This is a genomic window from Phycicoccus duodecadis, from assembly GCF_002846495.1.
GTDB lineage: Bacteria > Actinomycetota > Actinomycetes > Actinomycetales > Dermatophilaceae > Phycicoccus > Phycicoccus duodecadis.
In genome coordinates, this window is the sequence record NZ_PJNE01000001.1 from 2,501,441 (window position 1) to 2,515,535 (window position 14,095).

Annotated in this window: 11 protein-coding genes and 1 tRNA gene; 8 read left to right on the top strand and 4 right to left on the bottom strand. The window is 75.0% G+C overall.

Annotated features, from left to right (window positions below):
• Positions 1 to 40 precede the first annotated feature (40 nt).
• From ATL31_RS11660 to mscL, 5 genes are all read left to right on the top strand, one after another.
• The gene (locus ATL31_RS11660; protein WP_101395917.1) at positions 41 to 940 is read left to right on the top strand and encodes an ABC transporter ATP-binding protein; all 900 of its coding nucleotides are present in this window, start codon (positions 41 to 43) and stop codon (positions 938 to 940) included.
• Positions 937 to 1,779 (top strand): ABC transporter permease, encoded by an 843-nt coding sequence (locus tag ATL31_RS11665; RefSeq protein WP_101395918.1) that lies wholly within the window; start codon positions 937 to 939, stop codon positions 1,777 to 1,779. Before ATL31_RS11660 ends, ATL31_RS11665 begins: the two co-directional genes overlap by 4 nt.
• A 127-nt stretch (positions 1,780 to 1,906) precedes the next feature.
• The gene (locus ATL31_RS11670; protein ID WP_101395919.1) at positions 1,907 to 2,299 is read left to right on the top strand and encodes an FmdB family zinc ribbon protein; all 393 of its coding nucleotides are present in this window, start codon (positions 1,907 to 1,909) and stop codon (positions 2,297 to 2,299) included.
• 38 nt (positions 2,300 to 2,337) lie between these two features.
• On the top strand, positions 2,338 to 3,006 hold the full coding sequence (locus ATL31_RS11675; protein ID WP_101395920.1) for an SAF domain-containing protein: 669 nt from the start codon (positions 2,338 to 2,340) through the stop codon (positions 3,004 to 3,006).
• 93 nt (positions 3,007 to 3,099) lie between these two features.
• Positions 3,100 to 3,468, top strand: coding sequence for a large conductance mechanosensitive channel protein MscL (gene mscL, locus ATL31_RS11680; RefSeq protein ID WP_101395921.1), 369 nt, complete (start codon positions 3,100 to 3,102; stop codon positions 3,466 to 3,468).
• Positions 3,469 to 3,735: 267 nt separating this feature from the next.
• On the opposite strand, the gene ATL31_RS17115 is transcribed toward mscL, so the two are convergent.
• Positions 3,736 to 7,473, bottom strand: coding sequence for a DNA helicase (locus tag ATL31_RS17115; protein WP_281256266.1), 3,738 nt, complete (start codon positions 7,471 to 7,473; stop codon positions 3,736 to 3,738).
• Between the two features lie 185 nt (positions 7,474 to 7,658).
• On the bottom strand, positions 7,659 to 8,945 hold the full coding sequence (locus ATL31_RS11690) for an MFS transporter (protein WP_245862358.1): 1,287 nt from the start codon (positions 8,943 to 8,945) through the stop codon (positions 7,659 to 7,661).
• Between the two features lie 89 nt (positions 8,946 to 9,034).
• Between ATL31_RS11690 and ATL31_RS11695 the strand changes: the two genes are divergently transcribed.
• The 3 genes from ATL31_RS11695 (at position 9,035) to ATL31_RS11705 (ending at position 11,663) form a co-directional block, all read left to right on the top strand.
• Positions 9,035 to 9,106 (top strand) — tRNA-Arg (locus ATL31_RS11695).
• Between the two features lie 1,287 nt (positions 9,107 to 10,393).
• A complete protein-coding gene (locus tag ATL31_RS11700; protein ID WP_143598382.1) occupies positions 10,394 to 11,146 on the top strand; it encodes a hypothetical protein in 753 nt (250 codons plus the stop codon).
• Positions 11,147 to 11,222: 76 nt separating this feature from the next.
• A complete protein-coding gene (locus ATL31_RS11705; RefSeq protein ID WP_143598383.1) occupies positions 11,223 to 11,663 on the top strand; it encodes a hypothetical protein in 441 nt (146 codons plus the stop codon).
• 111 nt (positions 11,664 to 11,774) lie between these two features.
• On the opposite strand, the gene ATL31_RS11710 is transcribed toward ATL31_RS11705, so the two are convergent.
• Both ATL31_RS11710 and ATL31_RS11715 read right to left on the bottom strand, forming a co-directional pair.
• Positions 11,775 to 12,473: a GAF and ANTAR domain-containing protein gene (locus ATL31_RS11710; RefSeq protein WP_101395924.1), complete on the bottom strand. Its 699-nt coding sequence runs from the start codon at positions 12,471 to 12,473 to the stop codon at positions 11,775 to 11,777.
• Positions 12,474 to 12,566: 93 nt separating this feature from the next.
• Positions 12,567 to 14,012, bottom strand: a complete 1,446-nt coding sequence (locus tag ATL31_RS11715; protein ID WP_101395925.1) for a sensor domain-containing diguanylate cyclase — start codon at positions 14,010 to 14,012, stop codon at positions 12,567 to 12,569.
• Between the last annotated feature and the right edge of the window lie 83 nt (positions 14,013 to 14,095).

The following is a 14,095-nucleotide window of genomic DNA, read 5'->3' on the forward strand; positions in this document are numbered from 1 at the left end:
CTCATGGCGCCCGCACCCGGGCGACGGCAGGCTCGCCGACATGATCACCGTCGACCACCTCACGAAGCGCTACGGCTCCTTCACCGCCCTCGACGACGTGTCCTTCGAGGCACGCGCCGGGCGGGTCACCGGGTTCCTCGGGCCCAACGGAGCCGGGAAGACGACCGCCATGCGCGTCGTCGCCGGGCTCACCCCCGCCTCCGCCGGCCGCGCCACCGTGCTCGGCCGCCCCTACGCCACCCTCCCCAACCCCGGCCGCCACGTCGGGCTCCTGCTCGACGCCTCGGCCCAGCACGCCGGCCGCACCGGCCGCGAGGTGCTGACCCTCGGGGCCATCCTCACCGGCGTCGACCGCCGCCGGGTCGACGACCTGCTCGACCTCGTCGGGCTCACCGAGAAGGAGGCGGGGCGCCGCGTCCGCAACTACTCCCTGGGGATGCGCCAGCGCCTCGGCATCGCGCACGCCCTGCTGGGCGACCCGGAGGTGCTGGTGCTCGACGAGCCCGCCAACGGGCTGGACCCCGCGGGCATCCGCTGGATGCGCGGGCTGCTGCGCGGCTTCGCCGAGCGCGGTGGCACCGTGCTGCTGAGCTCGCACCTGCTCGGCGAGATCGAGCGCGTGGCCGACGACATCATCGTCATCGGCCACGGCCGCATCGTGGCGTCCGGCACCACCGGCGAGCTGCTGTCGGGCTCGGGCACGGTGGTCCGCTCCGGCGACGACACCGCCCTTGCGGCCGCGCTCACCGCCCGGTCGGTGGCGGTGACGCCGACCGCCACCGGCGGCCTCCTCGTCGAGGCCGAGCCGGCCGAGGTGGGGCGGTGGGCCCTCGCCGCGGGGGTCGCCCTGCTCGAGCTGCGCTCGGGTGACGAGCGCGGGCTCGAGGAGATGTTTCTCGACCTCACGGCCGCTTCGGCCCGCGAGGAGGTGGCGGCATGACCGCCACGACGGTGAGCCCCCCCGGCGCCTCTCGCCGGGCGGGGCCGACCCCCTCCCCCGCGCACGACGGCCTGCCGGCCCCGCTCCCCGGGCCGCGCCCGACCTCGGGCATCCCGTTCGCTCGCCTGGTGCGGGTCGAGCTGCGCAAGATGCTCGACACCCGGGCCGGGCGCTGGCTGCTCATCGGCATCGGCGTGGTCATCGCCGGGGCCCTGACCATCCTGTTCGTGCAGGACGGCGGCGAGCATCCGTTCGGCGACTACCTCCAGGCCACGACGATGCCCATGGCGGTCCTGCTGCCGGTGGTCGGCATCCTGGCCATCACCTCCGAGTGGTCGCAACGGACCGCGCTGGTGACCTTCACCCTGGAGGCCCGGCGGGTGCGGGTGGCGTCGGCCAAGGTGGTCGCGGCCCTGCTCGTGGGCGTCTGCGCCGTCGCCACCTCGTTCGTCCTCGCCACCGCGGCCCACGCCGCCGCCATCGCGTTCCGCGGGGCCACCGGCGACTGGACGACGCCGGGGACCGCCTTCCTCGGGGCCGGCGGGTACGTGCTGCTGGGGCTGCTCCAGGGCGTCGGCTTCGGCATGCTGCTGCGCAACACCCCCGCCGCCGTGGTGGCCTACTTCGTCCTGCCCACCGCGTGGAGCGTGGTCGGCTCGCTGGTGTCGCAGGTGCGCACGGCCGCCGAGTGGCTCGACCTCAACCGCACCATGGAGCCGCTGTTCACCGGGTCCCTCACGGGTGAGGAGTGGGCCCGCCTGGGGACCTCGGTGAGCCTCTGGGTGCTGCTGCCGCTGGCGGCCGGGATGTGGTGGATCACCCGGGCCGAGGTGAAGTAGCCCCGCCCGCCCCGGGAACACGGCTCGGCCCCCAGCGCTTATCCTGGGGGCCGACCGCGCCGCCGCGAGTCCCTTCCCACCCGGAGGGGACCGGCGGCGCCCCGCCGTCCGTCCGAGGAGGACCACCGTGCCCACGTACGCCTACGCGTGCACCGAGTGCGACCACCGTTTCGAGGTCGTCCAGAGCTTCAGCGACGACTCCCTCACCGTCTGCCCCGAGTGCGGGGGCAAGCTGCGCAAGGTCTTCAACGCCGTCGGCATCGTCTTCAAGGGCGGCGGCTTCTACCGCACCGACTCGCGGGCGGGGTCCGGGTCGGGCTCGGTCGCCGGCGGGGGCAGCGGGGCGGGGTCGTCCGACTCCGGGGCGTCCGCCGCGAAGGGCTCCTCCTCCGACGGGAAGTCCTCCGACAAGGGCTCGAACAGCTCGGCCGGCTCCTCGTCGTCGGGCTCGAACGGCTCCTCGGCAGCGTCGTCCACAGGGGCGTCCTCGTCGGGGTCGTCGTCCACAACCTCGTCCTGAGGCTCGGCGGCCGCTCGCCGGCTGCCTAGCGTCGGGTGATGGTCCCCCTGGCGCGTCCCTTCCCCGGCCTCACCGGGCGGGGCCGGCGTGCCCGCTGGCGCCGCGGGGTGCTCCGGCGCGTGCTGGCCGCCCTCTGCGCGGCGGGGGCCGTCGCGCTGGGGGTGCGCGAGCTCCGGCCACCCCCGCCGCCCTCGGTCGGGGTCGTGGTCGCCGCGCGCTCCGTCCCGGCCGGGGCGGTGCTGAGCCCGGCCGACCTCGCGCTCGTGCCCGTGGCGCTCGACGCCCGCCAGCCCGGTGCCGTGCTCGACCCCGCGTCGGCGGTGGGGCGACGCCTGGCAGCCCCGCTGGCCGCCGGCGAAGCCGTCACCCTGACCCGGCTGGTGCCGCGCCGGGCCGGCGAAGGGCTTCCGCCCGGGGCGGTGGCCCTGCACGTCCTGCTGGCCGACCCGGCCGCCGCCGACCTGCTGTCGGCCGGCCGGCGGGTGGCGGTCTACAACACCGCAGGCGGCGTGGCACTCGCGCACGACGCCACCGTGCTCTCGGTCGACCCCGCTGCCGCGTCGCGCGGGTCGGTCCTGTCCGACACGTCGGCCGGGCCCCGGGGGGTGGTGCTCGCCCTCGAATCCGCCGGCGCCGACCGTGTCCTGGCAGGTCATGGCGGTCTCGACGGTGGCCCTCCGGTCGTCGCCCTCGTCCTGCTGGGGTGAGCGCGCGGCTCACCGGCGGCGCTGCGGATGACGCGGGGCAGCCGCACCTCTACCCTGTGGAGTCGTCCCGCCCTCCGTCCAAAGGATCGACCCATGCAGGGATTCAGAAACTTCGTCATGCGCGGCAACCTCGTCGAGCTCGCCGTCGCGTTCGTCATCGGCGCCGCGTTCGCCACGGTCGTCACCGCCTTCACCAAGATGTTCATGGACGTCCTGGGCAAGCTCGGTGGTACGCCCAACTTCTCCGACTACAAGCCGGGCGGGGTGTCGGTGGGGGCCTTCCTCACCGCGCTGATCTCGTTCCTCATCGTGGCGTTCGTCATCTACTTCTTCGTCGTCAAGCCGTACGAGACGGCCAAGGAGCGCTTCTTCCCGAAGGAGCCGGACGCCGAGACCATTGACCCCAACACCGAGCTCCTCAAGGAGATCCGCGACGAGCTGCGCGCCGGCCGCGGCGTCTGACGCCGCGCCTGAGCGCACCGGGCGGCACCCCCCACGGGGTGCCGCCCGTTCGCGTCTCAGTCCCAGTGCGGCGGCCGCTGCTCGCGGAACCAGCGGGACCGGGCGTCCTCGTCGGCGGGGGGCGCCTCGCGAGGCGTGGCCACGTCGGGGCTGTCATCGGTCCGCGGGTTGGTCGCGGCGCGCCGGGCCCGGCGCGGACGTCGCCGCGGCCTCGGCGCCTCCGACCCGTCGGGCCGGTCCGCGCCGAAGGGCTCGCCGGGTGGGGCGTCAGCCACCGGGAGCCCGCCGGACCCCCGCCGCCTCGAGGATGCGTGAGACGTCGCGCGCCGGGTCGCGGAACGCACCCGTCGACCAGACCCGTACGTGGTGCCAGCCGCGCGCGGTGAGCGCGTCGGCCCGCACCCGGTCGCGGTCGGCCACCGACGGGACGGCCGCGTAGTCGGGCCCGTCGGACTCGACGGCCACCAGCATCGTCCCGGGGGCGGTGGGGTCCTCGACGGCCAGCTCGACCGGGGCGGCCGACGCGCCGTAGTCCTCATGCACCACGAGCCCGTGCGAGCGCAGCCGGCGCGCCAGGTCGCCCAGCACCACCGACCGGCCCTCGCCGGGGGCCGCGTGCAGGGGGGCGTCGTCACCGTCGGGTCCGACGTGCTCGAGCAAGGCTCGCAGCATGCGGGAGCCGGGGGTGCGCAGACGGTCGGGGTCGAGCTCGTCGGCGCTGATGGTCGAGACCACGGTGAGGTCGCGGCGGGCCCGGGTCAGGGCGACGCCGAGCCGTCGGTGCCCGGTGTCGGTGCCCAGCGGCCCGAAGCGGTGCAGGACCCGGCCGTGCGGCGTCTTGCCGAACCCGACGCTGACGATGACGTCGTCCCAGGTGCGGCCCTGCACGTGGTGGGCCTCGCGGATCGCGAACGCCTCGAGGCGCTGCGGGTCGAAGAAGGCGAGGTCTCGCTCGTCGAGGTCGGTCAGGGCCCGCTGCACCGCCTCGGCGACGCGGCGGCGGTGGCCGGCCGAGAACGCGACCACGGCCAGCGAGCGCTCGGGCCGGGTGCGCGCGTGCCGGAGCACGAGCTCGACCACGCGCTGCGCCTCGGCGTCGGTGGACTCCACCGCGGCCTCGCCCTCGGCGACCACGCCATGGCCCTCGACCAGCTCGTGGTGCACGACGGGGGCGGCGGACGTCCCCGGCACGGTGGCGAGGCCGCCGGCGTAGAGCTCGTCGTCGACGAACGCGACCAGCCGCTCGTCGTGGGCGCGGTAGTGCCGGGTGAGCCGGCGGGTGGGCAGCACGCCGTCGAGGAGGTCGACCACCGAGCCGTCGTCGTCGTCCTCGGGCGCGTCGACCCCGGCCGAGACCACGAAGGGCGACGGCGGCAGCTGCAACTCGTCGCCGACGACCACCACCTGGCGAGCGCGCGACACGGCGGCCACGGCCTCCGCCGGGGTCAGCAGCGAGGCCTCCTCGAGCACGACCACGTCGAACAGCTCGCCCGGCGGCAGCACCGACGGGACCGACAGCGGGCTCGTGGCCCAGCAGGGCGCAACGGCGGTGAGCAGCCCGGCGCCGGAGCGCACGAGCTCGGGCAGCGGGTCCGGGCGGCGGGCCCGGCCGGCCTGGCCACGCAGCTCGGCCTCCTGCTCGGGGTGGGCGCGGCGCAGGGCCGACACCCGGTCGGCCAGCGCCCGGCGGACGGCGGCGGGGCGCCGCGTGCGGGCGTCCCGCTCGGAGCGGGCCAGGACGTCGGCGGCCTCGGCGAGCGCGGCGCCGTCGTGCCCGGAGACCCGCGGGTCGTGCGCGCTCACCTCGTCGGCCAGCGAGCACCACCAGACCCAGCGCAGCTCGGTGGCGACCCGCTCGACCGGCACCGTGCGCGCGCGCAGGTCGGCGACCAGCTCGGCCAGCCCCAGCGCGTCGAGGGCGTCGAGGGCGCGGCGCTCCTCGGCGACCGGGCCCAGCCGGTCGGCGGCCGCGTGCAGCGCGACCACGCGCTGCTCGAGGGTGACGAGGTCGAGGTCGACCAGCCGCGAGCCGTCCGCGCTGGCGGGCAGGTGGGCGTCCAGCCAGGCCAGGTCGCCGACGAGGGAGTCGTGGGCGACCTGGGCCCGGTCGAGCTCGACGGGGATCTCGGGGCGACCGCCGGACCCGGCCAGCTCGCGCCACGCGTCGCGCTGGGCGTGGGCCTCGGCCAGGGCCGCGTGCAGGTCGGCCGGCGGGCGGCCGGGGCGCAGCAGGCCACGGGCCTGGCGCCGGACCCGCCAGCGGTCCAGGGCGCCGAGGTCGCTGCCGGAGTCGCGGCGCTCGGCGGCGGAGCCGGTGGCCGCCACCAGGTCGCCGAGCGGGATGTCGAAGACCTGGGGCCGGAACAGCTCGAGGGTGTCGCGCACCCGGCCCACGGTGGCCAGCACCCGGTGCCAGTCAAGCACCGTGGGGGCCGCCGGCAGGTGGATCCCGCGGAAGACCTCGGCCAACGTGGTGCGGGCCTCGGCGACCCCACCCTCGGCCAGCCGCGCGACGCGCTCGCGTGCCTCCTCGGTCTGCTCCTCGGTGGTGATGGCGGCGCCGAACCACGGGTCGTCCGCGCCGTCGCCGTCCCACGCGGCCAGCGCGGCGAGGTGCTCGAGGGTGGCAGCGGCGTGGTCGAGGGTCTCGCGGTCGAGGCGGGCCAGGGCGGTGCCGCTCACCCGCACCCGGGAGCGCGGCGGGGTGTCGAGCCGCGCGTGCCGGCTGACCTCCTCCTGGATCTCGTGCACGGTCGTCGCCCACGGGTCGCGCCGCCCGTGCAGGGCCTGCACGTGGGCCTCGAGCAGGTCGTGCGCGGCCTGGCGCTGGGCGTCGGTGACCGCGTCATCGCGCTTCGAGGCCTCCTCGCCCGAGGGGGACGAGGCCTCACGCAGCCGCCGGTCGAGGGTCTCGACGAGGGCGCGGACGGCCCGGCCGCGGGCGTGGCCACCGTCGGGCAGGTCGAGCACGACGTCGTCGAGGCCGACCGAGGCCAGCCGCTCGACCACCGTCTCGATCGAGGCGCGCGTGGGCGAGACGAGGAGCACGCGCTGGCCGTCGCCGGCCAGGGTCGCCACGAGGTTGGCGACGGTCTGCGAGGCGCCGGTGCCGGGAGGGGTGCGCAGGAACAGGTGCGACCCGGCGCGCACGGCCGCCACGGCCTCGCGCTGGGCGGCGTCGGCGGGCAGGACGAGGGCGTCGGCGTCGGCATCCGCCCCTACCGTCTCGAGGTCGGAGCCCACCGACACGGCCGGCAGGGCGTCGGCATGACCCGCCAGCGCGGCGACGACGTCGTGGCGTCCCAGGGTGTCGGCCTGGGCGGCGAGGTCGGCCACGAGCGGGGCCTTGTAGTACGGGAAGGTGGTGAGCACCACGCGGGGGGTGACGGCGAGGTCGGGCACGTCGGCGCAGGCCTCGCCGAGGGCCGCGTAGGCCGGGTAGGGGTCGACGCCGCCGGCGGCCGTGGCGAGGGCCTCGAGCCGGTCGGTGTCGAGGTGGATGCCGTGCGCCGAAGCCAGGTAGTCGACCAGGGCCGGGTTGGTCTCGAGCTCGTCGCCCGGCTCGAGCAGCCAGTCGAGGCGCCGGGCGTCCACGGGCCGCAGCGTGCAGGATCGCAGGAACACCGGCGCCGCGGGCTCGCGGGGGGCGACCTTGCCGCCCTTGAGGACCACGGTCCAGGAGGCGGTCCCGATGCCGAGGAAGCAGGTGCGGATGCCGTGCTCGGACTCCAGCAGCGCCGCGGTGTCGTGGACGCGCTCGACGCGGCGGCCGGCGTCCTCGAGGGCCTGCGGGTCACGGACCAGCTCGGACAGTCGGGCCCGCTCGCCGGCGACCAAGGCGTTGCGGGCGCCGAGGTGGGCGTTGGTGAGGTCGACGGTGCCCACGGGAAGGTCGCGGTACCAGAGCAGGGTGTTGGGGCCCCCCAGCTCGACCAGCTGGCGGGTCCAGCGCGCCCGGGCGGCGGCGACCGCCTCGGCGCGCACGGCATCGGGGGTAGGGGCCACGCTCAGGTGTCCTCCCCGTCTCGGCTCGTCCGGCACAGCGACCCCTGAGGCGGCCCCACGCCGGGTCCGTCCCTCGCGCGCCGGGCCGCTCGCACTCACCCCGGCAGGCTAACAACGGCCGGGCCGCACCCCGGGGAGGCGGGGCGCGCGCCGCCGGACGGGTCCCTGCGGTCGCTCGGGGTGGCTCAGGCGGCGGGGGCGGCCGGACGCCCGTGGGTGCGGGCCGTGAGCGCCAGCAGCCCGATGAGCACGGCGAACCCCAGCGACGTCAGCGCCAGGGCGTGGAAGCTGACCTGGTCGACGATGACACCGGCCACCGCCCCGCCGCCCCCGGCGGCCAGGCCCATCAGCACGTCGGCCGCTCCCTGGGCGCCGGGCCGCTCGGCCGGGGCGACACCGGCGGTCAGCAACGTGGAGCCGGCGACCAGCGTGCACGACCAGCCCAACCCGAGCAGGAACAGCCCGGCGGTCAGGCCCAGCGACTCCCCGGTGGGCGCGCCCGCGGCCAGCAGGGTCGCGGTGACCAGGATGACCGCGCCGGCCACGGCGACGACCCGGCCGCCGAAACGGTCGGTGGCGGCTCCGGTCACCGGCGACAGCGCGTACATCCCGAGCACGTGCATGCTGATGACGAACCCGATGACGGTCAGGTCGGCGTGGCCGTGGGCCATGTGCAGCGGCGTCATCACCATCACGCTCACCATGACGCCGTGCCCGAGGGCGAGGGTGGCCAGGCCGAGCCGCGCCACGGGGCTGGCCGCGACGACCCGGATGCCGCGCAGCACCGACCCATGCGTGGGCTCGGTGTCACCGGCGCCGTCGGCCAGGCGCTGGCGCCGCGCCTCGACGAGCGGGTCGGGGCGCAGGCGCACCAGGATCACACCGACGGCCAGCAGGAGCCCGAGGAGGGAGAAGACGAACGGCCCCACGAGGCGCGGCAGCCCGAGCGCCGCGGCCACGGGCGCGCTGGGGCCGACGAGGTTGGGGCCGAGGACGCTCCCGACCGTGGTCGCCCAGACGACGATGCTGAGGTCGCGCGCGCGCCGGTGCGGCAGGGCGAGGTCCGCTGCGGCGTACCGGCTCTGGCTGTTGGAGGCGGTGGCGCCGCCGAAGACCAGGCTCGAGAGCAGCAGCAAGGGGAAGTTGCGCAGCACCCCGGAGGCGATCAGGCCCACCGCGCCGAGGGCCGCGAGCGCGTACCCGGCCGCGAGCCCGGGGCGCCGGCCCCGGGCGGCCATGATGCGGGCCATCGGGATGGCGGCCAGCGCGGCGCCCAGGACCTGGAAGGTGCCACCGAGCCCGGCGTACCGGGCCGAGCCCGACACCTGCTCGGCGAGGAGCGCTCCGACGGCGATGCCGGACGACAACCCGACCCCGCCGAGCATCTGCGACGCGACGAGGGTCCGGACGACGCGACGCTGGGTGTCGGCGCGGTCGGCGACCGTCGCCTCGGGGATCTCGGCCGTCGTCACCGGAGCAGTATGCCCGCAGGCCGCGGGGTGGGTGGCTGGGCACCCGGTGGCGGGCGGGCCCGTCCCGTAATGTGATCCGCGGTCTTCCCGCCCTCGTAGCTCAGGGGAAGAGCACTTCTCTCCTAAAGAAGGTGTCGCAGGTTCGAATCCTGCCGGGGGCACGGGCTCGCGGGCGCGAGCCTGCGAGCGCCGCGGGGCAGTGCCCCCGGCAGAAGCAACAGCCGCTCGAACGCAGTGAGAGCGGCGACGGGGGCACTGGCTCGCGGGCGCGGGGCACTGGCTCGCGGGCGCGGGGCACTGGCTCGCGGGCGCGGGGCACTGGCTCGCGGGCGCGAGCCCGCTGATCAGCGAGGGGCTGACCCTCCGTACGTAGCGAGAGGGGTCTGGACCTCGCTCGGGCCGCTGGGGCCAACGCACCGAATGAGAGCAACCGGATATGCCGCGGATGGGGCGTGCGCTGCGGCCGATGAGCGCTAGCTTCCGCGCCGTCACGGTGATGACGCGGAACCTGATCGATGACGCGGATACATCCCTGCCACCAGTCGGCTTCCGCGTCATCCCAGTGACGGCGCGGATGGTTAGGCTCATGCCGCGTTGAGGTCACGTTCCCGCGTTCAGGATGTCGTCCCGCGACGCCTTGGCTCCCTTCGACATGGGCTGCGCAGGCATGGCAATCCCGTCGGTGGGTGAGAGTGCCATCGCAACGGACGCTCTGCGGCAGAGGAGGACGTGTGAGAGCTCCCACTTCGCGTGCGGGACAGTCGCGTCTACTTCCCCTGGAAGTAGCCACCGCCCTACCCTTGATGCACCGCGCTCCCCGCGCTGTGGCCCCAGGAGGTCGCGATGTCTGCTCCATCACCAGCTGGTCCACCTCGGCTGGGCATGATGTGCCCACTTGAACTCGACGAACACCCCGCGCATGACCTGCGCGATCACCTGCTCGCCCTGAGCGTGATGGTGCTCTTCTGCACAATCACTGTGTTCCTCAGCCGCTAGCCCCTCGGGAGTTGCACCTCACGTCGGCGAGGGCGCTGATCCCGCGCGCCGCGGCAGATCGGGATGAGCGGGCCCACGGACAGGCAGTGGGCCACTTCCGTCCTGTATGCCACGCTCAGAGGACGCCGCAGCACGTACCACTGCCTGTCGGCGGGTCCGCTCCGCCCGCAGGGACCGCAGAAGAGGATGGCTTGATCGACCCGACAAGGGGTCACAACATGCCCGGGAACGAGCACTCAGCTCGGCGTGGTGTGACCCCTCGACCTGCCCGTGGACACCCTCATACGCCATGACCGGGAACTTCCGAGCCCGCCAGGACGGCAGCCGGCTGGGTCACTGCGCCCACGGCCCGGACGGCGCCGGCCGGGGGCGTGCCTGACTCGCACCGAGACGTGCCGGGCACCGCGCGACCATACTGACGAACAGGTCGTGCCGAAGGAGCCGTCATGTCGATGCCGACGTCAGAGATGCCGCCCGCCGCCCCCCGCACCGCCACGCCGCCGACGGTCGGCGCGAGCCCGGTACCCGACCCGACCGCGCCACCCGGAGCCGTGTCCGCCGGCGTCAAGGCCCAGATCCTCGCGACCGAGCACTGGAGCCTGCTCGCCACCCGCAGCATGGCCTGGTCGGAGATCATGAGCCGGATCACCATCCACCTCACCGTGGCCTCGGCCTCCCTCGTCGTCCTGGCGCTGTTCGCCCAGAGCTCGGGCTTCGGCCGGCCCTTCCGGATCATAGCGATCGGGCTGGCGTCGGCCGTGCTCCTCATGGGCATCCTCACCCAGGCTCGCGTCGTCAACGCCAGCATCGACGACGGCTCGGCGGTCATCGGGATGAACCGGCTGCGAGCCGCCTACCTCGACATCGACCCCAGCCTCGAGCCGTACTTCGTCACCTCGCCCCACGACGACCAGCGAGGGCTGATGGACACCTATTTCATGGGCTGGCCGCGCTCGACGTTCAGCCACGTCATCGCGAGCACGAGCATCTTCCTGACGGTCTTCAACGCCATCGTCGCCGGCACGCTGGGAGCCCTGGTCACCAGTGCGGCGGGAGGCCCCTCCCCCGTGGTCGCCCTCGTCGGTGTCCTCGTCGGGGTCGGGTTCGTCGCGGGCCAGCTCCTGGTGGGACGGCGCACCTTCCGCAGTGTGCGACAGCCGTCCCACTTCCCGACCCCAGGCGTCGGCTGTCATCCTGCTGCTTGACAGGTGCGCCGCCGCCCCGGCAGCCTCGCCCGAGGGCGGGATGCGGTCGCGCCCTCCGGCTGTGAACGAGGTGACCATGCGTCGTCGACCACCTGCGGTGGCTGTGGCCGCGGGCCTCGCCGCCCTCTACGGCGCAGTGCTCGTCGCCGTCGCGGCGCTCGTGCTGTTCGAGTTCGTCACCGGCACCGGCGCGGTCGGGTCGCTCGGGCTCGACCCGCAGGGCGTCAAGGGCGTCCTCACGCTCGGGGTCCTGCTCCCGCTGGGCGCGCTCCTGCTGTGGCGCGGCGCAGCGCTCCTGGTGAGGAACCGCGACCCACGGCTGCTCGCGCTGCCGCTCCTCCTGGTGCTGGTCTTCGGGAGCATCGGCGAGATCGTCGACCTCGTCGGCACCGCGAGCGCGACGAGCGACCTCATCGGCGCGGGCATCCTGGCCCTGGCCGCGGGTCCCCTCGTCCTCCTGTCACTCCCGGCCTCCCGCCGGTGGCTGGCGATCGGCTGGCTGCCCCGCGCTCGATGACCGCCGTCGGACGGCGCCGACGCCCTGTCCCCCGGGTGGCGGCGGGCGTGACGAGGCACAGCGCGCCCGTCTCCGACGAACAGCGTCGTGGCTGGCCCGTTTCGCCCTTGTCTAAGAGCCTGATCGGGCTTTCGCCTCGGCGGCGACGAGGTCCGCGGCCAGCTCGCGCAGCTTGCGGTTGGTGTTCTGGGAGGCCTGGGACAGGATCGTGAAGGCTTCGTCCGGGGAGCAGTGGTTCGTGGCGATGATGATGCCGAGGGCCATGTCGATCGTCTTGCGGGAGTCCAGGGCCGCCCGCATCTGCGCCGCCGTCGACGTGGCCTCGGCATGGGCGTCGGCGTTCATCACGGCGACGCCGATGAAGCTGGTGATGTCGTTCGCCACCGCCAACGCCTCGTCACCGAAGGCGTCGGGTTCGCGCGAGTAGTTGTTGAGCGCCCCCACCGTGACGCCCTGGAACGGGAGCGGTACCGACAGGGAGCTCAGCACGCCTCGCTGGACCACCCGCGGCGTGTACGCGGGCCATCGCTCCTCGGTCCGCATGTCGCGCACGATCATCGGCAGCCCGGTGCGGCCCGCGTCCATGCACGGCCCGTAGCCCTCGCGGTACTGCAGCTCGTCGGCGTCCAGCGCCAGCTGGTCGCTGTAGGCCGCGGTCCACGCCCGGTCGGCGCGGACGAGCGTGATGGACGTGGCCTCCGACCCCGGGATGTGCGCCTGCGCGATCGCGGCCACCTCGTTCAGCACGTCCTCGAGGGGGCGGTCGACCAGGACGACCTGGGCCAGGGCCTTGTACGCGGTGACCGTCATCCCCTCAGTATCGAGCAGGTCGGCACTCCGGAAGGCCCCAGGGTGCGACCGGGATCGTCAGGGGATCCCGGGGTGGGAGGACGGACGCCGGGCTCAGCGGGAGCTCTTGTGCGCGTACATCCGCGCGTCGGCGGCGGCGACCAGCGCGGCGGGGTCGTTGCCGTCCGACACGGCGATGCCGATGGAGGACCGCACCTCGACCGGGGTGCCCTGCCAGTCCATCGAGAAGTTCGTGGCGTCAGCGACACGCTCGAGGATCGAGTCCTCCGTGCCGCGGGGTACCCGGACGGCGACGAGGAACTCGTCGCCACCGAGCCGGCACACGAGGTCGTGCGGGCGGGCCGCGGCGCGCAGGCGGTGCCCCACCTGGACCAGCACGGCGTCCCCGGCCGCGTGACCCAGGGTGTCGTTGACGCCCTTGAACCCGTCGAGGTCGATGAACGCCACGGCGACCACCTCGTCGGGCGACAGGCTCGCGACCTGGGCTGCGAGCCACGGCTGCGCGACGCGACGGGACGAGCACCCCGTAAGGGCATCGCTGTCCGCCTCGGCCCGCGCCTGCTGCACCGCCGCCTCGCGCTCGACCTCGGCCGCGATGAGCCGCGCGAACAGGCGCATCGTCGGGAGGTGGGCCGCGACGTCGTCGGGGGCCACCGAGTCCGCCGCGCACAGGGTCCCCCAGACCCGTCCGTCCGACATCGACACCGGGACCGAGACGTAGGACTGGATGCCGAGGGCCTGCGCCGCCGCGTTGTCCCCCCAGACGCCCGGCACGTCGGTCGTCACCGGGCTGCCCTCGTCGAGCGCGCGCTTGCACAGGGTGTCCTCCCAGGGGACGACCAGCCCCTCCGGGATCTCGAAGTCCTCGCGGCCGTTCGCGGCGTAGCGGATCTCCTGGACGCCGGCCCGCAGGTCGATCGCGGTGAGGTACGCCGACGACAGCCCGGTGAGGCCGCGCAGGGCGTCGATGAGAGGGCGGCTGAGCCGCTCCAGGTCGTCGGCCCCGTCGACCGAGGCAGCGACGGCGGCCAGCCCGGGCGGCTGCTGGGACGGCGCGACCTGGCGGTCCAGCCCTCGGGCGAGCGGCGCGATGACGGCGGCCAGCCCGGTGAGCATGTCGCCGTCACGGGTGTTGAGCGACGTGTGCGGCTCGTGGCCCACGGCGCACAGCGCGCCGATGACCGTGCCGCCCTCACCCACCAGCGGAACGCCCGCGTAGGAGACGATCCAGGCTGCCGCGGTGAGAGGCGCGGCGTCCGCCAGCTCCTCGCGGGCGTCCTGGACGAGCAGCGGACCGTGCTCCGCCGCGCGGCCGCACCACGCGGCGGCGGCCACCTCCTCGGGGCCGAGCACGCCGGGGGTCCCGTCGCGCCGCGTCGGCAACCGGACGGTGCTGTCCCCGTCGTCGCCCCGCACGGTGACGAAGGCGAGATCCATGGCGAGCTGCTCGCACACGAGCGTGAGCAGCCGGGTCACGGCGACGCGGGGCTCGCCCCCCACGAGGCGCGCGAGGTGCTGCAGCGAGGAGTCGGTCGTCACGCCTGACAGGATGCCTCAGCAGCAGGTCGATAACGTCGCTTTGCGCCCCACCCGCCCCGGGGGACTCACCGGAGATGCACAGG

Bases quoted from the DNA above. Each gene is read 5' to 3' on its own strand.
- ATL31_RS11705 (WP_143598383.1), top strand. From the start codon at position 11,223: ATGCGTCGTCGACCACCTGCGGTGGCTGTGGCCGCGGGCCTCGCCGCC.
- ATL31_RS11660 (WP_101395917.1), top strand. From the start codon at position 41: ATGATCACCGTCGACCACCTCACGAAGCGCTACGGCTCCTTCACCGCC.
- ATL31_RS11700 (WP_143598382.1), top strand. From the start codon at position 10,394: ATGCCGACGTCAGAGATGCCGCCCGCCGCCCCCCGCACCGCCACGCCG.
- ATL31_RS11665 (WP_101395918.1), top strand. From the start codon at position 937: ATGACCGCCACGACGGTGAGCCCCCCCGGCGCCTCTCGCCGGGCGGGG.
- mscL (WP_101395921.1), top strand. From the start codon at position 3,100: ATGCAGGGATTCAGAAACTTCGTCATGCGCGGCAACCTCGTCGAGCTC.
- ATL31_RS11710 (WP_101395924.1), bottom strand. From the start codon at position 12,473: ATGACGGTCACCGCGTACAAGGCCCTGGCCCAGGTCGTCCTGGTCGAC.
- ATL31_RS11675 (WP_101395920.1), top strand. From the start codon at position 2,338: ATGGTCCCCCTGGCGCGTCCCTTCCCCGGCCTCACCGGGCGGGGCCGG.